At 61.1% G+C, this 23203-nt stretch carries 25 protein-coding genes and 6 tRNA genes; 13 read left to right on the forward strand and 18 right to left on the reverse strand.

The features are described 5' to 3' along the window. Nucleotides 1-20: 20 nt before the first annotated feature. Genes hpnE through hpnC form a run of 3 tightly spaced genes read right to left on the reverse strand, consistent with a single transcriptional unit; the run spans nt 21 to nt 3015 of the window. On the reverse strand, nt 21-1322 hold the full coding sequence (gene hpnE / locus AABB87_RS20385) for a hydroxysqualene dehydroxylase HpnE (protein ID WP_341973147.1): 1302 nt from the start codon (nt 1320-1322) through the stop codon (nt 21-23). Then, nucleotides 1319-2167 (reverse strand): presqualene diphosphate synthase HpnD, encoded by an 849-nt coding sequence (gene hpnD / locus AABB87_RS20390; protein WP_341973148.1) that lies wholly within the window; start codon nt 2165-2167, stop codon nt 1319-1321. Before hpnD ends, hpnE begins: the two co-directional genes overlap by 4 nt. Beyond that, nucleotides 2164-3015 (reverse strand): squalene synthase HpnC, encoded by an 852-nt coding sequence (gene hpnC, locus AABB87_RS20395; RefSeq protein ID WP_341973149.1) that lies wholly within the window; start codon nt 3013-3015, stop codon nt 2164-2166. Before hpnC ends, hpnD begins: the two co-directional genes overlap by 4 nt. A 218-nt stretch (nt 3016-3233) precedes the next feature. Between hpnC and AABB87_RS20400 the strand changes: the two genes are divergently transcribed. From AABB87_RS20400 to AABB87_RS20460, 13 genes are all read left to right on the forward strand, one after another. Beyond that, nucleotides 3234-4394, forward strand: a complete 1161-nt coding sequence (locus tag AABB87_RS20400) for an efflux RND transporter periplasmic adaptor subunit (RefSeq protein ID WP_341973150.1) — start codon at nt 3234-3236, stop codon at nt 4392-4394. Between the two features lie 17 nt (nt 4395-4411). Beyond that, nucleotides 4412-7558, forward strand: a complete 3147-nt coding sequence (locus AABB87_RS20405) for an efflux RND transporter permease subunit (RefSeq protein ID WP_341973151.1) — start codon at nt 4412-4414, stop codon at nt 7556-7558. A 203-nt stretch (nt 7559-7761) separates the two neighbouring features. Beyond that, nucleotides 7762-7848 (forward strand) — tRNA-Leu (locus tag AABB87_RS20410). A gap of 23 nt (nt 7849-7871) precedes the next feature. Next, a complete protein-coding gene (gene tig, locus AABB87_RS20415) occupies nt 7872-9188 on the forward strand; it encodes a trigger factor (protein WP_058719035.1) in 1317 nt (438 codons plus the stop codon). A gap of 325 nt (nt 9189-9513) precedes the next feature. Then, nucleotides 9514-10122: an ATP-dependent Clp endopeptidase proteolytic subunit ClpP gene (gene clpP / locus AABB87_RS20420; RefSeq protein WP_058719036.1), complete on the forward strand. Its 609-nt coding sequence runs from the start codon at nt 9514-9516 to the stop codon at nt 10120-10122. Between the two features lie 118 nt (nt 10123-10240). Then, the gene (gene clpX / locus AABB87_RS20425) at nt 10241-11509 is read left to right on the forward strand and encodes an ATP-dependent Clp protease ATP-binding subunit ClpX (protein ID WP_058719037.1); all 1269 of its coding nucleotides are present in this window, start codon (nt 10241-10243) and stop codon (nt 11507-11509) included. Between the two features lie 122 nt (nt 11510-11631). Beyond that, nucleotides 11632-14040 (forward strand): endopeptidase La, encoded by a 2409-nt coding sequence (lon, locus tag AABB87_RS20430; protein ID WP_058719038.1) that lies wholly within the window; start codon nt 11632-11634, stop codon nt 14038-14040. A 207-nt stretch (nt 14041-14247) separates the two neighbouring features. Next, a tRNA-Gly gene (locus tag AABB87_RS20435) sits at nt 14248-14323 on the forward strand. A gap of 75 nt (nt 14324-14398) precedes the next feature. Further along, a tRNA-Cys gene (locus tag AABB87_RS20440) sits at nt 14399-14472 on the forward strand. A gap of 10 nt (nt 14473-14482) precedes the next feature. Then, nucleotides 14483-14558 (forward strand) — tRNA-Gly (locus tag AABB87_RS20445). A 66-nt stretch (nt 14559-14624) separates the two neighbouring features. Then, a tRNA-Gly gene (locus tag AABB87_RS20450) sits at nt 14625-14700 on the forward strand. Between the two features lie 88 nt (nt 14701-14788). Continuing rightward, nucleotides 14789-14875, forward strand: a tRNA-Leu gene (locus AABB87_RS20455). Nucleotides 14876-15020: 145 nt separating this feature from the next. Continuing rightward, nucleotides 15021-16031: a tyrosine-type recombinase/integrase gene (locus AABB87_RS20460; RefSeq protein WP_341973153.1), complete on the forward strand. Its 1011-nt coding sequence runs from the start codon at nt 15021-15023 to the stop codon at nt 16029-16031. Here AABB87_RS20460 and AABB87_RS20465 read toward each other — a convergent pair. From AABB87_RS20465 to AABB87_RS20535, 15 genes are all read right to left on the reverse strand, one after another. Further along, on the reverse strand, nt 16028-16213 hold the full coding sequence (locus AABB87_RS20465) for a helix-turn-helix transcriptional regulator (RefSeq protein ID WP_341973154.1): 186 nt from the start codon (nt 16211-16213) through the stop codon (nt 16028-16030). The two genes, AABB87_RS20460 and AABB87_RS20465, sit on opposite strands and share 4 nt — an antisense overlap. Continuing rightward, nucleotides 16210-16509 (reverse strand): hypothetical protein, encoded by a 300-nt coding sequence (locus AABB87_RS20470; protein ID WP_341973155.1) that lies wholly within the window; start codon nt 16507-16509, stop codon nt 16210-16212. Before AABB87_RS20470 ends, AABB87_RS20465 begins: the two co-directional genes overlap by 4 nt. Beyond that, a complete protein-coding gene (locus AABB87_RS20475; RefSeq protein ID WP_341973156.1) occupies nt 16506-16823 on the reverse strand; it encodes a hypothetical protein in 318 nt (105 codons plus the stop codon). The genes AABB87_RS20470 and AABB87_RS20475 overlap by 4 nt, the downstream gene beginning before the upstream one ends. After that, nucleotides 16817-17071, reverse strand: a complete 255-nt coding sequence (locus tag AABB87_RS20480) for a hypothetical protein (RefSeq protein WP_341973157.1) — start codon at nt 17069-17071, stop codon at nt 16817-16819. Before AABB87_RS20480 ends, AABB87_RS20475 begins: the two co-directional genes overlap by 7 nt. 240 nt (nt 17072-17311) lie before the next feature. After that, nucleotides 17312-17884: a hypothetical protein gene (locus AABB87_RS20485; RefSeq protein WP_341973158.1), complete on the reverse strand. Its 573-nt coding sequence runs from the start codon at nt 17882-17884 to the stop codon at nt 17312-17314. A 441-nt stretch (nt 17885-18325) separates the two neighbouring features. Continuing rightward, complete coding sequence (locus AABB87_RS20490; RefSeq protein ID WP_341973159.1) at nt 18326-18559, reverse strand: hypothetical protein; 234 nt, start codon at nt 18557-18559, stop codon at nt 18326-18328. A gap of 157 nt (nt 18560-18716) precedes the next feature. Next, a complete protein-coding gene (locus AABB87_RS20495) occupies nt 18717-18932 on the reverse strand; it encodes a hypothetical protein (protein ID WP_341973160.1) in 216 nt (71 codons plus the stop codon). Beyond that, nucleotides 18929-19198, reverse strand: a complete 270-nt coding sequence (locus AABB87_RS20500; protein WP_341973161.1) for a hypothetical protein — start codon at nt 19196-19198, stop codon at nt 18929-18931. Before AABB87_RS20500 ends, AABB87_RS20495 begins: the two co-directional genes overlap by 4 nt. Further along, on the reverse strand, nt 19195-19647 hold the full coding sequence (locus AABB87_RS20505; protein WP_341973162.1) for a hypothetical protein: 453 nt from the start codon (nt 19645-19647) through the stop codon (nt 19195-19197). The genes AABB87_RS20500 and AABB87_RS20505 overlap by 4 nt, the downstream gene beginning before the upstream one ends. Before the next feature lie 11 nt (nt 19648-19658). Continuing rightward, complete coding sequence (locus AABB87_RS20510; RefSeq protein ID WP_341973163.1) at nt 19659-20876, reverse strand: hypothetical protein; 1218 nt, start codon at nt 20874-20876, stop codon at nt 19659-19661. A gap of 14 nt (nt 20877-20890) precedes the next feature. Then, entirely contained in the window at nt 20891-21643 is a 753-nt protein-coding gene (locus tag AABB87_RS20515; protein WP_341973164.1) for a hypothetical protein, read from the reverse strand. A gap of 217 nt (nt 21644-21860) precedes the next feature. Beyond that, nucleotides 21861-22112: a hypothetical protein gene (locus AABB87_RS20520; protein WP_341973165.1), complete on the reverse strand. Its 252-nt coding sequence runs from the start codon at nt 22110-22112 to the stop codon at nt 21861-21863. Further along, nucleotides 22109-22624, reverse strand: coding sequence for a hypothetical protein (locus tag AABB87_RS20525; protein ID WP_341973166.1), 516 nt, complete (start codon nt 22622-22624; stop codon nt 22109-22111). The genes AABB87_RS20520 and AABB87_RS20525 overlap by 4 nt, the downstream gene beginning before the upstream one ends. Further along, the gene (locus AABB87_RS20530; protein ID WP_341973167.1) at nt 22621-22854 is read right to left on the reverse strand and encodes a hypothetical protein; all 234 of its coding nucleotides are present in this window, start codon (nt 22852-22854) and stop codon (nt 22621-22623) included. The genes AABB87_RS20525 and AABB87_RS20530 overlap by 4 nt, the downstream gene beginning before the upstream one ends. 137 nt (nt 22855-22991) lie before the next feature. Continuing rightward, complete coding sequence (locus AABB87_RS20535) at nt 22992-23195, reverse strand: hypothetical protein (RefSeq protein WP_341973169.1); 204 nt, start codon at nt 23193-23195, stop codon at nt 22992-22994. Nucleotides 23196-23203: the final 8 nt, after the last annotated feature.

The following is a 23203-nucleotide window of genomic DNA, read 5'->3' on the forward strand; positions in this document are numbered from 1 at the left end:
ATATCGCTGCCGCTGAGGCGCTAACGCAAGGCCTGTGCGGCAGCCGCTTGCCCAGCACGCACCGCACCCTCCAGCGTCGCGGGGTAGGGGCCGGCGACATAGTCACCCGCGGCCCACAAGCCCGGCGCAATCGCCATGGGCGGGCGCGCCAGGCCCGGTGTGCAGGCGAAGGTGGCGCGCTTTTCGGCCAGTACGCGGTAGACGGTTGGCGGCGTGGCCCAGTCGAATTCCTGAATGGCTTGCGCCAGGGTGCAGCGGCCGCTCTCGGCCAAGCCATGCTCGACCCATGGCGCGGCACCGCTGATGACGAAAGCGAACAGCCCCGGCTGGGTGCCCAACTGCCCTAGATCGAAGGCGAACTGCGCGGGGGCTTGCGGGCCTTCTTGCAAGGCCACCATCGGTGCCGGCAAGCGGCTGCCCGGGCTGTGCAGGTAGACGGTTAGGATGGGCTCGAAGCGTAGGGCTTGGGCCTGCTGTGACCAGGCCGGCGCAATGTCGCGGCAAAGCCGGGCTGCCTCTACCGAGGTGCATGCCAGCACGACTTGGTCGAAAAACTCACCGTCCAGACGCCAGCCAGTACCCTCGGCCTGCAGCCTTTGCGCGCGCTGACTCAGGCGCAGCTCGGCGCCATGCGCGAGCAGCCAGTTCTGCGCCGGCGTTGCCAGCAGGGCGCTGAGGGGCAGGCGCGGCAGCAGCAAGTCGGCGCTGCCCGGGCCGCTGAACAAGGCGTCGCGCAGCACGCGCAAAAAGATGCTGGCGCTGGCCTGCGCTGCCGGGGTGTTGAGGGCAGCCACGCACAGCGGCTCAATCAGGCTTTCGCGCACGCAGCCGGGCAGATCAGCGCACAGGGTGCTAACGCTCCAGTCCGGCGGACACTGGAAGCCTTTGAGCAGCCAACGGCCGGCGGTCATCAGCAAACTCAGGCGCGCCGACAAGGGCCAATCCCGGTTGGCCAGCACCCCGCGCGTGAAACTGATCAGCGGGGCGCCGCCGGGCAAGCGCAGGCCTTCGTGGCGCGGGTAGCGCAGACGCAAAGGCGTGCGCAAAAAAGCGTGTTCGGGATCGACCCCCAGGGTCTGCAGCAAGGCCAGGCTGTGGGTGTAGGCGCCGATCAGGATGTGCTGGCCGTTGTCCAGCAGCGCGTGCTTGTCGTCAGAGGCCAGGCTGCGGGCGCGGCCACCCAACTGAGGGGCCATCTCCAGCAAGCAGACCTCGGCGCCGCCCTGGACCGCGCTGACGCCAGCTGCCAGCCCGGCCCAGCCGCCGCCGATGATGGCGAGCTTGCGCCGGCGCTGCTGTTGATGCGGAGGCGTTGGGCTCAACGGCCCGTCCAGTTGGTGCGCATGGCGATCCAGAGCTTGCGCACCGGGGTCAGCGAGATGCGTTGCTCCAGCACGCGGAAGTTTTCCGCCTCAATCTCGCGCAGCAAGGCGCGGTAGATATTGGCCATCATCAGCCCCGGCTTTTGCGTGCGGCGGTCGGCCTCGGGCAGCAGGGCAAAGGCTTCGTCGTAGAGGCGGTGGGCGCGCTCGGCCTGGAACTTCATCATGGCGGTGAAGCGCTCGCTATAGCCCCAGGGCTTTTGGCGCTGCAGGATTTCATGCGCCTTGACCTCGAACTGCTGCAGCTCCGACACCGGCAGGTAAATGCGGCCCCGGCGGGCGTCGTCGCCAACGTCGCGGATGATATTGGTCAGCTGCATCGCCTGGCCCAGCTTGTGGGCGTAGGCGGTGGTTTGCGGCTGGGTCTGGCCGAAGATGCTGGCCGCCACTTCGCCCACCACGCCGGCCACCAGGTGGCAGTAGCGCTGCAGGCCGGGGAAGTCGAGGTAGCGGGTCTGCTCCAGATCCATCTGGCAGCCGTCGATGACGGCGTTCAGGTGCTCCAGGCGGATGCCATAGCTCTGGCAATGGGGCATCAAGGCCCGCATCACCGGATGCTGGGGCTGGCCGGCGAAGGCGCTGGCGGCTTCCTTGCGCCACCAAGCCAGCTTGGTCGCGGCCACGCCGGCGTCTTGTGTTTCGTCCACCACATCGTCCACCTCGCGGCAGAAGGCGTAAAAGGCGGTGATGGCGGCGCGCCGGGGTGGCGGCAAAAACAAGAAGGCGTAGTAAAAACTAGAGCCACTCTTGGCTGCCTTGTCCTGCACGTACTGCTCGGGACTCACGAGGTTTCCTTCTGGTTGGATTGGGGGCGCATCAGCATGGCGCGAAGCAGCAGTCGCGGCGCGTCCAGCGGGCCGATTTGAGGCCGCTGAGTCAGGCTGGCAAATTGCATGGCGCGGATTCTCTCAAGAATGCGCAGCCCGCCTTGCACGACCAGGCGCAATTCCCAGCCGGCGCGGCCTGGAATCTGGTGAACCAGGGGCGCGCCTTGGCGCATCAAGTCCTCCGCCCAGGCGCATAGCTCGGCAATCAGGGCGCGCGCGGCGGGGCTGTCTTGGCATTGGCGCAACTCATCTTCGGTCAGGCCGTGGCGCAGCAGGTCGGCGCGCGGGGCGTAGACGCGGCCGCGCGGTCCGTCGCGGCTGAAGTCTTGCCAGAAGTTGATCAGCTGCAGGCTGCTGCAGATGGCGTCGGAGCGCTGCAGGGCCAGGGCGTCATCAATGCCGTAGAGATGCAGCAGCAAGCGGCCCACCGGGTTGGCTGAGCGGCGGCAGTAGTTCAGCAGCTCGGGCCGGTCGGCGTAGCTGCTTTGGTGCAGGTCTTGCTCGAAGGCGTCGAGCAAATCGTCAAGCAGGCGCAGGGGCAGCCGATATTGCAGGCTGGCGTGGCGCAGCGGCTCAAACACTTGGGCGGCCCAGCGCGGCGAGCAGGCTTGGCCTTGGAAGATGGCATGCAGGTCGGCTCGGTAGGCCTGCAAGTCGGCTTGGCGTTGCGCGGTGCTGACATCGCCTTCATCGGCCAGATCGTCGGCCGTGCGCGCGAAATGGTAGATGGCCGCGATGGGTGGGCGCAGCGGCTTGGGGCACAGCCAGGAGGCGACGGGAAAGTTTTCGTAGTGGTCAATGTTCACGGGCGAGATTGTGTCGGGGAATTGGGCCGGTCAGCGGCTTGGCTGCCTGTCAAGGCGCATTTACGCCTGAGTTGGCTGCGCGAACTGCTGGTTTGACAGGCACTAGCCCCTTGCATACATTACTGACCAATCAGTCAATAAGGGTTCTGGCCCCGCATGACGCTGCCTTTTTTGGGTGGCGCTGATGCGCGCCTGAGCTCTGCATCTCGGGGTTATCCATGTCTTTGCGATCTTCCAGGTTCTTGCGCTTGGCGCCTGTTTTCAGCCTGAGCGTGCTGCTCGTGGCCTGCGGCAAACCAGAACCGGCGGCCGAACCCGAACGGGCCGTGCGCACCCTGGTGCTGCGGACGGCGCCGGTGGGCGCAAGTTTTGAGTACGCGGCCGAAGTGCGCGCGCGGGTCGAGTCCCGCCTGTCCTTCCGCGTGGGCGGCAAGCTCTTGTCGCGCAAGGTCAATCTGGGGGATGCCGTTAAGCCGGGGCAATTGCTGGCGCAGCTCGACGCGCAGGATCTGGTGTTGGCCCGCAGCGCCGCCGATGCTGCCGTGGCCGCCGCTAGAACGAATCGCGATCAGGCCGCCGCCGACTACAAGCGCTTCATTGATCTGCAGCAGCAGGGCTTCATCAGCGCTGCTGAGTTGGAGCGCCGCAATAGCGCCTTCAAGGCCGCGCAATCGCAGTTGGATCAAGCCAGGGCGCAGGGCGAAGCGCAAGGCCATCAGACAGAGTACGCCAGCCTTCTGGCCGATGCGGCGGGCGTGGTGACGGGGGTGGATGCGGAGCCGGGCATGGTGGTCTCGCCAGGGACGCCGATTGTGAGAGTCGCTCAAGACGGGCCGCGCGATGTGGTGTTTGCCGTGCCTGAGGATCAGCTGGACCAGTTCCGCGCCGCCGCCAGCCAGCCCGGGGCTTTGAAGTTCACGCTTTGGGGTACGAGCCAGCCGCCGCGCGACGCGGTGTTGCGGGAAGTGTCGGCGGCGGCCGATCCGGTCACGCGAACCTTCATGGTCAAGGCCGATGTGGGCCGCCTGGACACCAAGCTGGGCCAGACAGCCACCGTGACCCTGCAATCGCCCAGAGTCGAGCAAGTCATCAAGCTGCCTCTGGCCGCTTTGCGCCAGGATCAGGGCAAGAGTTCGGTTTGGGTGCTGGACCCAGCAAGCATGACCTTGAAATCGCAGCCGGTGCAAGTGGGCGGTGCCGATGGCAATGAGGTGCTGATTGCTGGCGGCTTGGTGGCTGGCCAGGAGGTGGTGGTGGCGGGCGTGCATGTGCTCAAGGCTGGCCAGAAGGTTAGCCGCTATGTGCAACCGGCTGCGGCAGGTTCGGCTGTGCCAAATATCCCAAGCGCTCCAAACGCGGCCCCTGCGGCTTCCAAGTAAGCCTGGAGCCCGCCTTCATGAGCATCAAGCCAGTCAAATCAAGCAAGCCCGCGGGCGCCGGTGGACGCCGGAGTTTCAATGCCTCGCGCTGGGCCCTGGAGCATCCGGCGCTGACGCGCTATCTCTTGGTCGTTTTCATGCTGATGGGCTTTGCCGCCTATTTCCAGCTCGGCCAGGATGAGGACCCACCCTTTACTTTGCGCCTGATGGTGGTGCAGGCTTTCTGGCCAGGCGCCACCGCCGAGCAGGTGGCCGAGCAGGTCACCGACAAGATCGAGAAGACCCTGCAAGAGGTGCCTTACGCCGACCGGGTGCGCAGCTACACCAAGCCGGGTGAATCGCTGACCATCTTCCAGCTCAAGGAGCACACGCCGGCGGCCGAGGTGCCCAATGTTTGGTACCAGGTGCGCAAGCGGGTTGGGGACATGACGCACACCTTGCCGCAAGGCGTGATCGGGCCGGTCTTCAATGACCAGTTCGGCGATGTCTACGGCAGCATTTTTGCGCTGTCGGCGCAGGGCTTCTCGTTTGAGGAGTTGCGTGCTCATGCGGACCGCGTTCGCTCGGCCCTGCTCAAGGTGCCCGATGTGGCCAAGGTCGAGCCCTTTGGCGTGCAAGCCGAGAAGGTGTTTGTCGAAATCTCGCAAAAGCGGGTCGCCACCATGGGCCTGGACTTCAACCAGGTGATTACCCAAATCGGCGCGCAAAACGCGATCGAAGGCGGCGGCGTTCTGGATGCCGGCAGCGGCAATTTGCAGGTGCGGGTGCAGGGCCAGTTCAAGTCGGTGCAGGCGCTGAAGGACTTCCCGATCCGCGCCGTCAATGCAACGACCGGCCAAGCCAGCAGCCTGCGTTTGTCGGATATTGCTGAGGTCACGCGCGGCTACGCTGACCCGCCGGCCGTCATGGTGCGGCATCAGGGCAAGGATGTGATTGCGCTGGGCGTGTCTATGGCCAAGGGCGGCGACATCGTGGCCATGGGCAAGGCCTTGCAGGCGACGGCCACGCAGATCCGCGCCCAGTTGCCGGCCGGCATCGAACTGGAGCAGATTCAGGATCAGCCCCGGGCCGTGACCCGTTCGGTGAACGAATTCATCAAGGTGTTGATCGAAGCGGTGGTGATCGTGCTGGCGGTTAGCTTCATCTCGCTGGGTCTGCACACCAAGCCGCTGCGCATCGACATCTGGCCCGGCATGGTGGTGGCCATCACCATTCCGCTGGTGCTGGCGATCACCTTTGTGACCATGTTTTACTGGGGCGTGGGTCTGCACAAAATCTCGCTAGGCTCCCTGATCATCGCGCTGGGCTTGTTGGTGGATGACGCCATCATTGCTGTCGAGATGATGGTGCGTAAGCTGGAGGAGGGCTACGACAAGATGACAGCGGCCACCTTCGCCTACGACGCCACGGCCATGCCCATGCTGACCGGCACCTTGATCACTGCGGCCGGCTTCTTGCCCATTGGCCTGGCCAAGTCGCAGACCGGTGAGTACACCTTCGCCATCTTTGCGGTCACCGCCGCGGCCTTGGTGATCAGCTGGCTGGTGTCGGTCTACTTCGTGCCCTATCTGGGGGCCTTGCTCTTGCGCACCCACAAGTCCAACGAGGGCGGGGAGGCGCATGAACTCTTTGATACGCCGTTCTACAACCGCTTCCGCAGCCTGGTGCGCTGGTGCGTGCTGAATCGCTGGAAGACCATCGGCTTGACCGTGCTGACCTTTGCCCTGGGCTTGGTGGGTATGGGCCGGGTGCAACAGCAGTTCTTCCCGGATTCATCGCGGCCGGAAATCCTGGTTGACCTGAGCCTGCCCGAAGGCTCCACCATTTTGCAAAGCCGCGAAGTCGCCAAGCGCTTCGAGGCCCGCATGCTCAAAGAGCAGGGCGTGGAGTCGGTCAGCACCTGGATCGGCAGCGGCGTGCCGCGTTTCTACTTGCCGCTGGATGTGATCTTCCCGCAGGCCAACGTCAGCCAGGCCATCATCCTGAGCAAGGACCTGCCCGAGCGTGAAGAGTTGCGCAAGCGCCTGCCGGCCTTGGTAGCGGCTGAGTTCCCCGAAGTGCGGGCGCGTGTGAAGCTGCTGCCCAACGGGCCGCCGGTGCCTTACCCGGTGCAGTTCCGTGTTGCCGGGCCGAATGCGCAAGAGGTGCGCCAATGGGGTGACCAAGCCAAGGTCATTCTGGCCGCCAACGCGAATATGCGCGGCGTCAATGACAACTGGAATGAGCCGATCAAGGTTCTGCGCCTAGAAGTTGATCAGGACAAGGCCCGCGCTCTGGGTGTGAGCAGCCAGGCGCTTGCGCAGGCTGCGCGCACCATGTTCTCGGGCAGCACGATCGGCCAGTACCGCGACGGCGATCGCCTGATCGACATCGTGCTGCGTCAGCCCTTGAATGAGCGCAATGCAATCAGCGATATCGGCAATGCCTATGTGCCCACGGCCAGCGGCCGCTCCATTCCACTGGCGCAGATTGCCAAGGTCAGCTTTGCCTGGGAACCCGGCGTGCTGTGGCGCGAAGCGCGTGATTACGCGGTGACAGTGCAGGGCGATGTCGCTGAGGGCATGCAGGGCGCTACCGTCACTGCTCAGGTGTGGCCGCAGTTGCAGGCCTTGCAGGCCAAGATGCCGGTGGGCTACAGCATCTCGGTGGCCGGCGCGGTGGAAGAAAGCAGCAAGGGCCAGGGCTCGATCGCGGCTGGTGTGCCGATGATGCTGTTCCTCATCTTCACCTTGCTGATGCTGCAACTGCAAAGCTTCTCGCGTGCGATGCTGGTGTTCCTGACCGGCCCGCTGGGCATTGCTGGTGTTGCCGCGGCCTTGCTGATCTTCAATCAGCCCTTCGGCTTTGTGGCTCTGCTGGGCGTGATTGCCTTGATGGGCATGATCATGCGCAACTCGGTGATCCTGATCGACCAGATCGAGCAAGACCGCGCACGCGGCGTGCCCGATTGGTCGGCTGTTGTTGAGTCAGCAGTGCGGCGTTTCCGTCCCATCGTGCTGACGGCTGCCGCTGCTGTGCTGGCCATGGTGCCGCTGTCACGCAGCGTGTTCTGGGGCCCGATGGCCGTGGCCATCATGGGTGGTTTGATCGTGGCCACTGCGCTGACTTTGCTGGCGCTGCCGGCCATGTACGCGGCCTGGTTTCGTATCAAACGGCCCGAGTAAAGAGTTGAAAAAGGGTCCGAAAAAGGGCCCCAAAAAAGCGGGCTGACGCAGATTTCCGATCCGGGGTTTCACCTGGTCGCGAAAATCGGCTCCGCAAGTGGCTACAATCCACGGTTTGCCGAAATGCCGCAGGCTTGCTCGGTTGTGTTGGTGCCAGAAGTCTGGCGCCAATCAGCCGGAAGAGCGGGCCTGAAATCCTTCTAGCGCGGGTGGCGAAATTGGTAGACGCACCAGGTTTAGGTCCTGACGCCTTCACCGGCGTGCCGGTTCGAGTCCGGCCCCGCGCACCAGATAACTTTGTATTGAGTCAACTATGGCTGTCACCGTCGAAACCCTCGAAAAGCTCGAACGCCGCATCACGCTCACGCTGGCGGCTGCTGACATCAACAGCGAAGTCGAGCAACGTCTGAAGAAACTCGCTCGCACCGTCAAGGCCGATGGCTTCCGCCCCGGCAAGGTGCCGATGAGCGTTGTCACACAACGTTATGGCTACTCCGTCCAGTACGAAGTCATGAACGACAAGCTGGGTGAGGCCTTCTCGGCCGCCGCCAACGAAGCCGCGCTGCGCGTGGCCGGCGCGCCCCGCATCGCCCAGAAGGACGAGTCGCCTGAAGGCCAGATGGCTTTCGACGCCACGTTCGAGGTCTACCCGGAAGTGAAGATCGGTGATCTGGCTAACGCCGACGTCGAGCGCGTTGTCAGCGAAGTGACCGAAGAAGCCATCGACAAGACGGTTGAGATCCTGCGCAAGCAGCGTCGCAGCTTCGCCCAGCGTGGCGCGGCCGATGTGGCCGGCGACACCGATCGCGTCACCATCGACTTCGAAGGCAAGCTCGATGGCGAGCCCTTCCAAGGCGGCAAGGCCGAAGGCTTCCAATTCATCATCGGCGAAGGCCAGATGCTGGAAGCGTTTGAGAAGGCTGTGCGCGGCATGAAGGCTGGCGATTCCAAGACCTTCCCGCTGGCTTTCCCTGAGGATTACCACGGCAAGGACGTCGCTGGTAAGGAAGCCGACTTCCTGGTCACGGTCAAGAAGATCGAGTCCCAGCATCTGCCGGAAGTGAACGAGGCTTTTGCCAAGTCCCTGGGCATCACCGACGCCAGCGTTGAAGGCCTGCGCGCCGACATCAAGAAGAACCTTGAGCGCGAAGTGAAGTTCCGCGTGCTGGCTCGCAACAAGGGCGCCGTGATGGACGCTCTGGTCGCTGCCGCTGAACTCGACGTGCCCAATGCCCTGATCGCCGGCGAGACCGAGCGTATGGTGGCTGCTGCCCGTGAAGACCTGAAGAAGCGTGGCGTGAAGGATGCTGACAAGGCTCCGATCCCCGAAGAAATCTTCCGTCCGCAAGCCGAGCGTCGCGTGCGCCTGGGTCTGGTGGTGGGTGAGTTGGTTCGCTCCAACAACCTGCAAGCCAAGCCTGAGCAGTTGCAAGCCCATATCGAAGATCTGGCTCAGAGCTACGAGAAGCCCGCCGAAGTCGTGCGCTGGTACCTCAGCGACCGCAATCGCCTGGCCGAAGTGGAAGCCGTTGTGGTTGAAAACAACGTCACCGACTTCGTGCTGGCCAAGGCCAAGGTCAGCGACAAGGCTCTGCCTTTCGACGAACTGATGGCTCAACAAGCCAACTGATCCTCACCCGATCATCAGCTTGAAGAGAGCGCCGTACCGCAAGGGCGGCGCTTTTTGCTTTTTGGCTCAGAACTCTTGTCCGAAATTTTCGCGGCGGAGGACGGCGAGCTGATTTGGGCTTGGGGCAGGGTGCCGATGGCAGCGGTCGATGCAGGGCTTGATCCTGTGGTATTGCGCGCATTGGCGCTTGTGCCCTGGGCTCGGTTTCGGGCTTAGCTGGATCGTGCCAAGTTGCGGATAAGCTCCAAATACAAAGGGTCAGGTCTTGTGGCGACATAATCAGCCCCAACACCTGATCCATAGAGACTTTCTTCAGAGGACCTACATGAGCGCGCTGGAAATCAACAATCTGGGCATGGTGCCCATCGTCATCGAACAGTCGGGCCGCGGCGAGCGTGCCTACGACATCTACAGCCGCCTGCTGCGCGAGCGCATCATTTTCTTGGTAGGCCCCGTCAATGACGCGGTCGCCAACTTGGTGGTGGCGCAAATGTTGTTCCTGGAGAGCGAGAACCCCGACAAGGACATCTTCTTGTACATCAACTCGCCTGGCGGCAGCGTCTCGGCCGGCATGTCGATCTTTGACACCATGAACTTCATCAAGCCCGAGGTTTCGACCTTGTGCATGGGCATGGCCGCCAGCATGGGCGCCTTCTTGTTGGCTGCCGGCGCCAAGGGCAAGCGCTTTGCGCTGCCCAATGCCAAGGTGATGATTCACCAGCCGCTGGGCGGCACACAGGGCCAGGCCACGGACATCGAGATTCATGCGCGCGAGATTCTCAAAACGCGTGAACAGCTCAACCGCATCCTGGCTGAGCGTTCGGGCCAGACCCTGGAGAAAATCCAGGCCGACACCGAACGTGACTACTACATGTCCGCCGCCGAAGCGCAAGCCTACGGGCTGGTCGATGGCGTGCTTGAGAAGCGCCCCTGATCCGCTGAATTGCCGCTTCTAACAGCGAGCGTAAGGGGGCCCTTTTCAAGCTAAGGGCCCCGTATGCGTTTGAACTATCATCACAGCAGGCATTAACGCCTGAAAGACAAGCAGATCCATGGCCGAGAAAAAAGGCAACTCCAGCGAAAAAGTCCTGTACTGCTCCTTCTGCGGCAAGAGCCAGCATGAAGTGAAGAAGTTGATTGCTGGCCCGTCGGTATTCATTTGTGATGAATGCATCGAGCTGTGCAACGACATCGTGCGCGACGAAGTGCCTGCCGACACGCCGGCGGCGCGCGCCAGCAAGTCGGACTTGCCCGTGCCCAGCGAGATCAAGGCCAGCCTTGACCAGTATGTGATTGGCCAGGACGTTGCCAAGCGCACGCTGTCGGTGGCGGTTTACAACCACTACAAGCGCCTGCGCCATATGGCCGGCACCAAGGACTCGGTCGAACTGGCCAAGAGCAATATTCTCTTGATCGGCCCCACGGGCTCCGGCAAGACCTTGTTGGCTCAAACGCTTGCTCGCCTGCTCAACGTGCCGTTTGTGATCGCCGATGCGACCACGCTGACCGAGGCGGGTTATGTCGGTGAGGATGTTGAAAACATCATCCAGAAGCTGCTGCAGAACTGCAATTACGACGTCGAGCGCGCCCAACGCGGCATCGTCTACATCGACGAAATCGACAAGATCTCCCGCAAGGCCGACAACCCCTCCATCACCCGCGACGTGTCGGGCGAAGGCGTGCAGCAGGCCTTGCTGAAGCTGGTGGAAGGCACGATGGCCTCGGTGCCCCCGCAGGGCGGCCGCAAGCACCCGAATCAGGACTTCTTGCAGATTGACACGACCAATATCTTGTTCATCTGCGGTGGCGCCTTCGACGGCCTGGAGAAGGTCATTCAGAACCGTTCCGAGAAAACCGGCATTGGCTTCGGAGCCTCGGTGAAGAGCAAGGACGAGCGTCGCGTGTCCGAGATCTTCCGCGAGGTGGAGCCGGCTGACTTGATCAAGTTCGGCATCATTCCCGAGCTGGTGGGTCGCCTGCCTGTGGTGGCGACCTTGGGTGAGTTGACCGAAGACGCGTTGATCCAGATCCTGACCGAGCCCAAGAACGCCCTTGTCAAGCAGTACCAGCAATTGTTCGCGATGGACGGCGTGGAGTTGGAGATTCGTCCCTCGGCCCTGACCGCCATTGCCAAGAAGGCGCTGGCGCGCAAGATCGGCGCACGTGGCCTGCGCTCCATCATGGAGCTCTCGCTGATCGACACCATGTTCGAGCTGCCCGCGCTGGACGGCGTGGCCAAAGTGGTGCTGGATGAGCACACCATCGACGAGAACGCCAAACCTCTGCTGGTTTACCGAGAGCAAGCCAAGGCCAGCGCCTAAGCATCAATCAACCAATCTATCTAGCCCCGAATGAACAGGTGAATCACCGCCTGTTCTGTTTTGTTCGGCGTCTTGCAATTGCCCGCTCAGCCCGCAGCTAGGGCTGAGAAAGAGAGGTTTACATGTCTGGTCATCCCGTTCTGCCTGCGGAACTCATCACGCTGCCGCTCTTGCCCTTGCGCGATGTGGTGGTGTTCCCGCATATGGTGATCCCGCTGTTCGTGGGGCGCCCGAAGTCCATCAAGGCCCTGGAAGCGGCGATGGAAGCTGGCCGTCAAATCATGCTGGTGGCGCAGAAAGCTGCTGGCAAGGATGAGCCCAAATCGGACGATATGTTCGAAGTGGGTTGCGTCTCCAGCATCCTGCAAATGCTCAAGCTGCCCGATGGCACCGTCAAGGTGCTGGTGGAAGGCTTGCAGCGCGCCACCACGCAAACCATCACCGACGGCGAAGAGCATTTCGTCGCCGAGGTCATGCCCATCCCGCCCGAGCCGGACACCAAACCCGAGATCGAGGCCCTGCGCCGTGCTGTAACGCAGCAGTTTGACCAGTACGTCAAGCTGAACAAAAAGATTCCTCCCGAGATCCTGACCTCCATCGGCGGCATCGATGACGCCGGTCGTCTGGCCGACACCATTGCTGCGCATCTGCCGCTCAAGCTTGATGCCAAGCAATCGGTGCTGAACTTGTCCGAGGTCGGCAAGCGTCTGGAGACGCTGCTGGATCTGCTGGAGCATGAGGTCGACATCCTGCAGGTGGAAAAGCGCATCCGTGGCCGCGTCAAGCGCCAGATGGAAAAGAGCCAGCGCGAGTACTACCTCAACGAGCAGGTCAAGGCGATCCAGAAGGAACTGGGCGACGGCGAAGAAGGTGCGGATCTGGAAGAGCTGGATAAGAAGATCCAGGCCGCCAAGATGCCCAAGGACGCCCGCAAAAAGGCCGATGGCGAGTTGAAGAAGCTCAAGCTGATGTCGCCGATGTCGGCCGAAGCCACCGTCGTGCGCAACTACATCGAGACCTTGGTCAATCTGCCCTGGAGCAAGAAGACCAAGATCAAGCACGATCTGGTCAACGCCGCTCAAGTGCTGGACGAAGATCACTATGGTCTGGACCGGGTCAAGGACCGCATCCTTGAATACCTCGCGGTGCAAACCCGCGTGGACAAGGTCAAGGCGCCGATTCTTTGCCTGGTCGGCCCTCCAGGCGTGGGCAAGACCTCGCTGGGGCAGTCCGTGGCACGCGCCACCGGCCGCAAGTTCGTGCGCATGGCCCTGGGTGGCGTGCGTGACGAAGCCGAGATTCGTGGCCACCGCCGCACCTATATCGGCTCCATGCCGGGCAAGGTGCTGCAGAGCTTGTCCAAGGTTGGTACGCGCAATCCGCTGTTCCTGCTGGACGAGATCGACAAGCTGGGCATGGACTTCCGTGGCGACCCGTCTTCGGCCCTGCTGGAAGTGCTGGACCCCGAGCAGAACCACACCTTTGGTGACCATTATGTGGAGGTCGACTTCGACCTGTCCGACGTGATGTTCATCGCCACTTCGAACTCGATGAATATTCCGCCAGCGCTGCTGGACCGGATGGAAGTGATCCGCCTGTCGGGCTACACCGAGGACGAGAAGGTCAATATCGCCCAGCGCTACTTGTTGCCCAAGCAGTGCAAGAACAACGGCGTGCTGGACTCGGAGATGGAAGTCACCGAATCCGCTATCCGCGGCATCATCCGCTACTACACCCGTGAAGCCGGCGTGCGCTCGCTGGAACGCGAAGTCTCCAAGATCTGCCGCAAGGTGGTGAAGGGCATCGCGCTCAAGACGATCGAGGGCAAGGCCGTCGTCACCGAAGACAACCTGAACGACTTCCTGGGCGTGCGCAAGTACGACTTCGGCCGCGCCGAGAAGAAGAATCAGGTCGGCCAAGTGGTGGGTCTGGCTTGGACCGAAGTGGGCGGCGATCTGCTGACCATCGAAGCCACGGCCATGCCGGGCAAGGGCAATATCATCCGCACCGGCTCGCTGGGCGATGTGATGAAGGAATCGGTCGAGGCCGCTCGCACGGTGGTGCGCTCACGCGCCCGCCGCCTAGGGATCAAGGACGAGCTCTTCGAGAAGCGCGATGTGCACGTCCACGTGCCTGACGGCGCCACGCCCAAGGATGGCCCCAGTGCAGGTGCAGCCATGACCACGGCCTTTGTGTCGGCTCTGACGGGCATTCCGGTGCGCGCTGATGTGGCCATGACGGGTGAGATCACCCTGCGCGGTGAAGTCACTGCCATTGGCGGCTTGAAAGAGAAGCTGTTGGCTGCGCACCGCGGCGGCATCAAGACGGTGATGATTCCCGAGGACAACGTCAAGGACTTGCAAGACATCCCCGAGAACGTCAAGAACCAGCTTGAGATCGTGCCCGTGCGTTGGATCGACCGGGTGCTGGAAGTGGCCCTGGAATCCATGCCTCAGCCCCTGCCGGATGAAGAGCCCGCCGTGGCGGCCAAGCCCGGTGATGTGGTGGCCGCGCCTGCGGCTACACATTGATCGCGGTTTGAGGTTCGAGCCGGGTTGAAGTGGAGAGATTGAAAGATTTTTGAAGAAATCTCTCAAAAGCTTGCAAAGGCACTTAAATCCGGCATACAATCTTGGTCTTGCTTCGAAACGCGCAAGTTTGTAAATAAGTCAAAAACTTAGGTTCTTGATAAATGAGCAAATACTACGCGGCAAGAAGTGAGATGTCGTCAAGACAATGCGGGAATAGCTCAGTTGGTAGAGCGCAACCTTGCCAAGGTTGAGGTCGCGAGTTCGAGTCTCGTTTCCCGCTCCAAAATTTGAAAGAAAGGAAGCTCAGGCTTCCTTTTTTAGTCGGGGTTTCACCAAGCCCCAGACTAACGGTTCTTAAGGCGCGATAGCAAAGCGGTTATGCCCCGGATTGCAAATCCGGTTAGTCCAGTTCGACTCTGGATCGCGCCTCCAAGAAATCACTGCGGGAATAGCTCAGTTGGTAGAGCGCAACCTTGCCAAGGTTGAGGTCGCGAGTTCGAGTCTCGTTTCCCGCTCCAGAGAAATTTGGAAAAATTTGTAGTACCAAGCATGGCAGTGAGTCGAAAGTCTCATTCGCTAGCATTGCGGGAATAGCTCAGTTGGTAGAGCGCAACCTTGCCAAGGTTGAGGTCGCGAGTTCGAGTCTCGTTTCCCGCTCCAAATATGAAAAGGGAAGCCATACGGCTTCCCTTTTTCAGTTGGAGAATCACCTTTGCGATGCGGTGATAATCTCGCGCAAAGCTCGCCCGCCCGGGTGGTGAAATTGGTAGACGCAGCGGACTTAAAATCCGCCGACTTAACGGTCGTACGGGTTCAAGTCCCGTCCTGGGCACCATGATATAAGCCAGCATTGAACAGCAGCCGGCAACTTTCCCCGGCGTAGGCCATCAGAAATAGGCCAGCATCTGGCATCATTCGACCCCCTAGGACTGCATCGCTTGCCCGCACCACGCCCGCACGCGATCCCGCACGGAGTTGGAATGGCTTATTTTCGGAAACTGCCCTCGGGCAATTGGCGGGCAGAGATAGAGCTTCTGGACGTTCGGGACTCGCTCGGCGGCTTCCCTACGAAGCGCGATGCGCAAGAGTGGGCAACATTCCGCGAACAAGAAATCCGCGCCGGGAAGGCAGGGAAGTTCCCAGACAAGACCCTGGCCGAAGCCTTGCTGCGGTACGAAAAGGAAATCAGCCCCACCAAAGAAAGCGAGCACTTCGAGGTCTTGCGGTTTGAAGCGCTAAGGCGAAAATTCCCCAAGCTGGTGGAAATGCGCCTGGTTGATGTGAAGCCCGATGATCTGCAAGAGTGGGTTGATGCTCGGCTTGAGAAGGTGAAGCCGGCGACGGTGCGGCGCGAGTCGAATTCGTTCTCCAACGTCTGGACAGTTGCAGCCAAGGTCTGGAAGTGGTGCCCGCTGGAATCGCCATGGTCATTCGTTAGGGTTCCGAGCGACGGCCAGCCACGCGAACGGCGCATACCCTGGCAGGAAGTCAGGCGGCTATGCCGGGCGCTGGGCTATATCTCTGGCAAACCGCCTCAATCCATGCAGGCAGAGGTCGCCTATGCGTTCCTGATCGCGCTCAGGACGGCCATGCGATCCAGTGAAATCCTTGGCCTGACTACCGAGGCAGTGAACCTCGAAACCCGCGTGGTCAAGCTCGACAAACACAAGACTTTGCGTTACACCGGCAGGCCGCGATTCATCCCATTCAGGAAGCCAGCAAAACGGCTCTTGGCGGCCATGATGGCGGGGCGGGCAGTGAAGCTATTCACCGTATCGGACGATAGCCGCGCCGCCCTGTTTGTCAAAGCCAAAAAGCGGTGCGGCATCAAGGGCCTGACCTTCCACGACAGCCGCGGCGAAGCGCTGACGCTGCTCAGTCGTAAGGTGGATGTGCAGACCCTGCAGAAGATCAGCGGGCACGCTGACATCAACGTGCTCATCCGACACTATTACAGAGAATCCCCGGAGCAAGTTGCCGCCCGGATCTAGGCCGGCTGGCTGGCCTTGGAACGCCACCGCAGCACTTCGTCATACCGCCAGCGGCGCGACTTCGGGCTGAAGTTCACCACGGGCTGCGGGAAGCCTTTTTTCTTGGCTATCCGGTCTGTGAAGTGCTGGCGGGTGACTCCGAGAAGCTGGGCCACTGTGCCGGCGTCGATTTCGTTGCTCATTTCTTGGTGTCCTCCGCTATCACGTTGCGCAGGCCGGCCACGCAGGACTCGGCTGCGGTCTTGGGTGCGCTGGCCCGGGCGCGGATTGCAGCTGCATGTGCGGCTTCTGCCTCCAACTGCGCCCGATCAAATTCAGCCTTTGCCATGTGCAGTTCTGAGTCCTTCATGGCCAGCACGCATTCAATTATTTCGGCGGCGCGGTGGTGCCTAAGAAGCTCCCGGATTGCGGGGGGGAGTGGTGGCTTGGATTCACGGATCAAGCGTGCCAGTTCGCTTTCGCTGGGTATGGTGCTCATGGCTTGGCTCCTTGCTGTGGCGCAGCCGCAAGCATCAATGCCCACACCCCGGCCACTTCATCATCGTCAACTGGCCTAAGCCGAGATGACTCTTCGCCGTACTCGGACCACCGCCCGGCATCAATCATTTCGGCGGTTGGATATACCGGCACACGCTGCCAGCCCGGCGCCTGTTCTTGCTGCGGCTCGGCAAGTGCGGCGCGCAGATCGGCCATCAGGTCAGCAGTCGGCCCATGCTTTGCCCATTTCCATTGCGGGCTATCCCAGCGGTCTAGGACGGCTTGCGCGGCTTGCTCCAATTTCGTTTTTACCATCCCTGAAATTCCTCCATCCTGTCGAACGCGGCTTTGGTCATCGAATCGACCTCGACCTCGTACTTTCCGCCGCCTTCGATCACATCGACCAAGCCACTCAGTGGGACGGTGCATACATTGCCGTCAACGCTGACGCGGGCTACTCGGATCATGTGGCGGTTGCCGTAGGCGTGGCCGTTGATAATGGCTGTGCCCATGAACTCGTCCGGTCCAAGCAGCGGGGCGGCTTGCTTCAGTTCGGTGCTCATCGCTTCCACCTCCGGTATTGATCGGCAACCCAGAAAAGAAACGAATTGCGCTTGTGATGCAGGCTGCGCTTGATGTGGCGGACTTTCATGACTTATCGCTTTCGATCTTGATTAGCACATCAGGCCGCGCCATGACTACGCGCAGCTCTGTTGAGGAAACCAGCCTGAACTTTTCGCATCGCCGTACCGCAAGCCAGCGGATCACGAACAGCGGCAAGATTTCAGTCCAGCGGGCCAGCATCACTTCGCCCCCTTGGTGCCGATGCAATCAAGCTCAATGCTGATCGACTCAAACTTGCTTTCACTCACGCCAGCTTCTGCACAAGCGAGCGCGATCTGGTCTAGCGTGTATAGCGGCTCTGCCTGCTGTGGTGCTGCCTGGGGTGCGGCAGCGATGCCAATAGCCAATAGTTGCGCTTGCGTCATCGGCCACGCCATCAATACGTGGCCGGACTTCTCAACCAAGCTCCAACCTTCCGGCACTCCCTGGGCCTGTACTGGCTGCGCCATAGCTTGTGCAATTGCAGCATCGACCGCACGCTTCATCGCCGCATTGAGTTGGCCGGTCTCTTGCAATCCTTCGGCCTTCATCGCTGCGTCAATAATCATCCAGACAGCTTTGTCGCTTGGCGCGTGGATGACGGGCTGCGCTGCCTGGGTGGCGATTGCTGCGCGGGACTCGATACGATCAAGCAGCGATTGCACGCGGCCATAGAACTGGCGTCGGCTCAATTCGTCGCTCATTGCCATTGCATATGGCATGCGCAAAACGCCGCTGTCCATGAAGCTGACCAGATCGTCGGCATCAGTCAATGAGGGCTGCGCCTGTGCGAGTGCTGTCGAAAATGCAATGTTCCCAGGGGCGTCAATCGGTGAGCCGGTGAGGCGACCAATGATTCTGCTGTGGTTGCGCGAATAGCGATGCCGCCCCTGCTAATCGGCCATCGTCTCGTATTCCGTCCCTGCGTTTGAAATAGACACAAGTTTTATGACTTGCCCGTCAAGCGTTGGATATTCGCGGCCGAGAACTAGCATCGGCGGCAGATCGGCGGGGTGTTGTGTGCTCATTTTTGGCCTTTCGAATTTGCTTCAGCGTGCTTGTCCCGCTTGTGGTCAGCGAGCGCTTGAGGGCTGGTGAAGTGGCACCCGCAGTGGCAGCCAATACGGGCTGGCTTTGGCCTTTTGATTGGCGGGCCATCACCAATGTCAACCCCGAAACGCTCCAGGGTGTAGAGGCGTGCGTACTCGCCCATGTCAGGCCTTCCAATTGGTTTTCAGCTCGTAGACGATGACGGGGAAGGCCTTGGCCTTATCTGCAGCCATGAAGCACTGCCCCCTGTGCATAACGTGGCCCTTGGCATCTACGGTGATGTAGTAGCCTTTGGGAACTCCGCAATTTGCATAGCGGCTTTGCGCCTTGTTCACCCAGTCTTGATGGCTCTCGAATCGGAATAGCTCGCGCTCCACGTTGATAGTGATGTTGCTCATCGCTGCTGCCCCTGCTGCTGCGCCCTGGCGCGTTCCTGCTCCAATTGATGCCAAGCTGCATCACTTACGGACTGCTGTTCTTGCTGCTGCCGGCGTGGCTCAAGGTGCTGCCACTTGGCGTCGGCCTTTGCTCGGGCTGTTTGGCGTTGTGATGTCTTCATGGCTTCTCCCTGTGGCTATCTCTGATCGCCTGAGCCAAGATGAACAGGCCCTCAACATCAGTAAGCGCTGCCTCAAATCGAGCCAGTGCCAGTTGCCGGAGATGCCGAAGGGCGTGGCGCTCTGGCATTTCTACCGTGATGGTGTCGCCGAATTTAGACAACTCGGACAGCACAAGCACGGCGCGGTCGGCAATGCTGCTTCGTTCGCTCATGGCTGCTCTCCCTGTGCCGCTGCAATAGCTGCGCGAGACTCAAGCTCCTCGGTGCTGATGCCGTGGCAAGCGTTCCAGCAGGCCACCAGACGGCGTGCGTTTCCTATCGCTTCTTCAACAGTCGGGAAGAATCCGCTATTTGGGTGCCCCGCTGTGCTGCCGACCAATGCGCCGCCATCAGTTCCGATCATTCGGAAGTCTTCCTTGATGATGGTTGGCCCCTCTTCAGAAATCCGAAGCCTTCCTGAGGTGTGAGCGGCGCTCATGGCTTGGCCCCTTCAAACAGGTCAGCGGTCTTGGTGTCGGCTGGCGGCTGTTCTGTCAGCTCAAGAGGCGCCCACAATTTCAAGAGGTAATTCAGCCGCGTCTGCAGATACGCGATCACCGCAGGCTCATCGGCACGGCAAACTTCCACGATGCCGGTGGAATGGAACCCATTGCGTTGATGCATGAAAAACAGCGACAAGCGGCCATTTCGGTAATTCACATCGCCATTGAACGCAGGTAACTCCTCGCCTTCGATGTCGTAGTTGACCTCCGACCAATCCCACCGGAACAGTAAATTCATGTCCAGATCAGCATCAGCCATTGAAGCCAGGAAGTCGCTCCAAGACTTGTATTCGTTGATGGTCTTGTGATGCGCTTGGGTATGGAAGTAGCCGCCCTCAGCACAGTAGTAGGGGTGGTCAACTTCCCAAAGGTGTTTGGTGCTCATGGTGTTCTCCGTCAGGCGGCAAGCGCCGCAATGGTTTCGCGCTCGGTCGCTTCGTCGATGGCCTCATTGCACTTAGCCAGGGTGGCGCCGTCGGTCACGAAAGGAACCGCCAGAATCAGCGCATCAAGCAACTTCTGCGCGGCGTTGTGCAACCGGAGCTGGGCGGCTTCTTGTGCCGCGATGGCAGCAGCACGGCGGGCGCGCTCTTGCTCTTCGGCGGCACGGCGTGCGGCTGCTTCGGCCTCTTGTGCGCGGCGATGCTCGGCGGCAATGGCGTCTAGCTTGGCCTGCTCGGCGGCGCGTGCTTCGCGGGCGATGCGGTCGGCCTCGGCGCGCTCTGCCGCGGCCTTGGCATCATCAATAGCCTTCTGCTGAGCTGCCAAGGCGGCGGCCTGGGCTTCCAAGGCGCGCTGTTGTGCGGCGATGGCTTCAGCGGCTGCACGCTGTTCGGCGGCGATCCGCTCGTTCTCCAAGCGCTGCGCCTCAATTGCGGCGGCGGCTTGCTTGCGGCGCTCTTCTTCGGCTGCGCGCTCTTCGGCAAGACGCGCTTGCTCGGCTTCATCCCAAAGCTTGGCTTTCAAAGCCGTTTCGAGTTTGACAATGCCTGCCGCCCATGCCTCTTTGGCCTGCTCGATCATTTCTTGAAACACTTCGGGGTCAGGGCGCGTCTCGTGCATTTGCACCGACAGGGCGCGAACCTCGACGGAAGTCTTGCTGCAGGCGATCAGCACGTTCTGCCCAATCTCGGCCAGCGCCTCTTGAATGGCGATGATGCGGCCGGCCTCGGCGTTGATGCGGGCTTGCTTTACCGCCTCGCGGCGGGCGTCCTCGGCCTTGATCTGCTGGTCTACCGGCTTCTCGCCTTCTTCCAGCTTCTCAGTCAGCCATGCGGCGCGGGCGTCAATGCTCTTGCCAAGCGTCAAGATAGGGGCCTTCGCCATCTTGCGGCTTTTCTCGACCAAGATTCGAGGATCGCGCCAGGCGGCCCGGTGCTCGATAGCGTCCTTGTAACCCTTGGGTGTCTCGACGGGGTAAACCACGTCCTTGGGGTATCGAGCCTCTAGCTCAGCTAGGCCGGCCGAAACGCGGTCAAACTCGTTCAGCGCAGTCTTCACGCGGTCCAAGTCTGCGGTGATGGCAAGTGCGTTCCGGTCTTTTGCAGCAGTCACTGCGGGGGCTTCGTTGCCGGGTTCTTCAAAGCCAATGGAATCATCAAGTTCGATGGTCATTCTGTTCTCCTAGATTAAAAAGGCACGTCTTCATCAGCCAAATCTGGCGGCGGCGGGGTGTTGTTGCTGCGTTTGTTTCCGGTGTCTTGTTGGGCTGCTGGAATCTTTGCGGTCGCCATCTTGTCGGCCTGGGCAATCAAGAATTCGTCCTCGGCCGCTTGGTCGCCGCGTGCCCGGGCCTCTTCAATGGCTGCTTTTGTCCGAGCCTTGAGTTCGCCGATATTGGCGGCGTCTCGAATGCCAAACAGGCAGGCCGCAAACCACTTCTCGCCCTCATTGCCGCCGTGAATGTCAGCCTTGCTCCACAACTCCAAAGCCAGCCCAAAGCGAATGGCGGCATTGCGCAGGGCGTCGCCAATCACTTCCTTCTCGCGTGCCCCGGCGTCCATGTGCGCCTTTTTGTCAGCGCTCCCATAGCCGATGCGGGAAACGCCGCACACCGTCAGACGAATCCAAAGGCCTCCGCTTTCGTCAAACATTGGCAACCCTGCAGCGGTGTAGCCAAGCGGCTCCCAGTTCCAATACGGGTCAGCATCAAGAAGCAAATGCGTTGCGGCTGCGTGCCCCACATATGACAAGTGGCGAACCTTTGGGTGGTGCCATCCGCCGCAGATATTGCAGTTGACCTTTTCGCTTGCCGGGCACTCGTTCTGGGCCTTGGTCCCTTTCGGGAGTTGGCTTACCAAGTGATCCGGCACCGGTTGCCGAAGCAGCGACAGGCCGGCGTTGTTTACCGCCGCCGACTCTTCGCGGGTTGTGGTGTTCATCAATCTCTCCGTTAAATTTGGTGGGACGACCCGCCGCGCTCGGGCCTCGCCGGGGTGTTTCGCTCGCGCTTGATGTGCGACCCGGCTACCTGGCCTGCATGAGTGGCCAGCCGTCCCGTTGATCAGTTCAGAATCGCCGGCAGTGCCGCGGCAAGTACAAGGCCAAGAGCAAAGGCCACGCGGCCCATCGCGCTCAGCATCAGTTCAAGGTCTTTGCTCATAGCCGCACCAGGATGTGAGCGCTGAGCAGGGCGACCAGCACGACAACAAGGCCGGCGCCCATGCCACGCCAGGGCATCGAAGCCTTTGCAGGCTCAGCCTGATACACCGACTCCGGGCTATCAAGCTCACCAGGGCACGTGTCACAGATGCCCATAGCGTCCTCTGCCATCAGCAACTTGCCAGCCTCCATGTGCGGCAAGTGCCAGGGCTCGCAGTCGGCGGGTAGGGGTTTGGCTTGGTAGTTCATGCTGCAATCCCCGCTGTATCGTCAACGGCTTTGCACTGCTCAGCAGTCAGCTCAATACGCGGCGGCTCCAGATACACACGCTGGCCAGGAAGCGGCACAAAGCGGGCCGGGTCGCTGGGCTTGGCTGCGTCGGACCATTCGCGGGCCAAGTCGTCGGCGTAGTAGTCGGCGAAGTCGTCGGCGATGGAGTCAACCAACTTGGCAGCGCGGTCAGCAAGAGAGTCAGGAAACTTGCGGCCGGCCAGCTCGCCGATGATCTTCAGCATCTCGACGAAATGAGCGTCACCCTTGGGGAATGACAGCCGGTCATTGACAAGATCCTTTACAGACCAAGTGACGCCAGCGCCAGGAATCCGAATCACGCGGCTGAGTGGCTGAGCGGCCAAGATGTCGGCGGTCAGGTTCAGGCGCAGCGTTGTGCGGGCCTTGCCGATCAATGCGTCAAGGGCTTGGCCGTCTTGCTCTTCCCAGTTGCGGCGCTGTGCCGGGGTGACGTATTCGCGGGCATTCATGCTGCAACTCCTTGGCGGCTGTTGATCGAAGAGAGCCACAGAGCACCAGCCGAACGAGCCTGCTCAGCAGTTTCAAATTGCTGACGCTCAGGATTGAAGCCACAGCCTGGAGTCCACAGAGACAAATCAGCAAAGCCGCTGTACTCAGTGACCGAAGCGCGATAGCGGCGGTCTGTGGATTCGAGGTGCTGAACGCCAAGATATGGCGCTGTCCATTTGCTTGTTCCCATCGCTTGCTCCTGTGTTGTGAGGCGATGGAAGTAGTATTCCTAAAAGAATGCAGTGCGTCAAGCGTAAAAGAATAAATATTTTCAACAGACGTAAAAAAGCCCGCTCGGGGCGGGCTAGTTCTTCGGTGGCTAGCTTGTCATCGTGGGCGGGTGTTGCGCTCGATGTCCTGCAGCTTCTGGCTTGCTTCTCGCGTGTCGATAGAGATTTGGCGCAGTTGCTCTTCTTGTTGGTAGCTCAGGCCCGATGGCATCGCTCTATTGATCGCATGCAACTCGTACCCGATCCACACCAGAGCGACAAGCATGGCTGCACGCCACGCCAAAACAGCTTTCTCTTTCATCTCTCCCC

Origin of the sequence: Roseateles sp. PN1 (assembly GCF_038419725.1) — a bacterium.
Classification (GTDB): Bacteria; Pseudomonadota; Gammaproteobacteria; order Burkholderiales; family Burkholderiaceae_C; genus Paucibacter_A.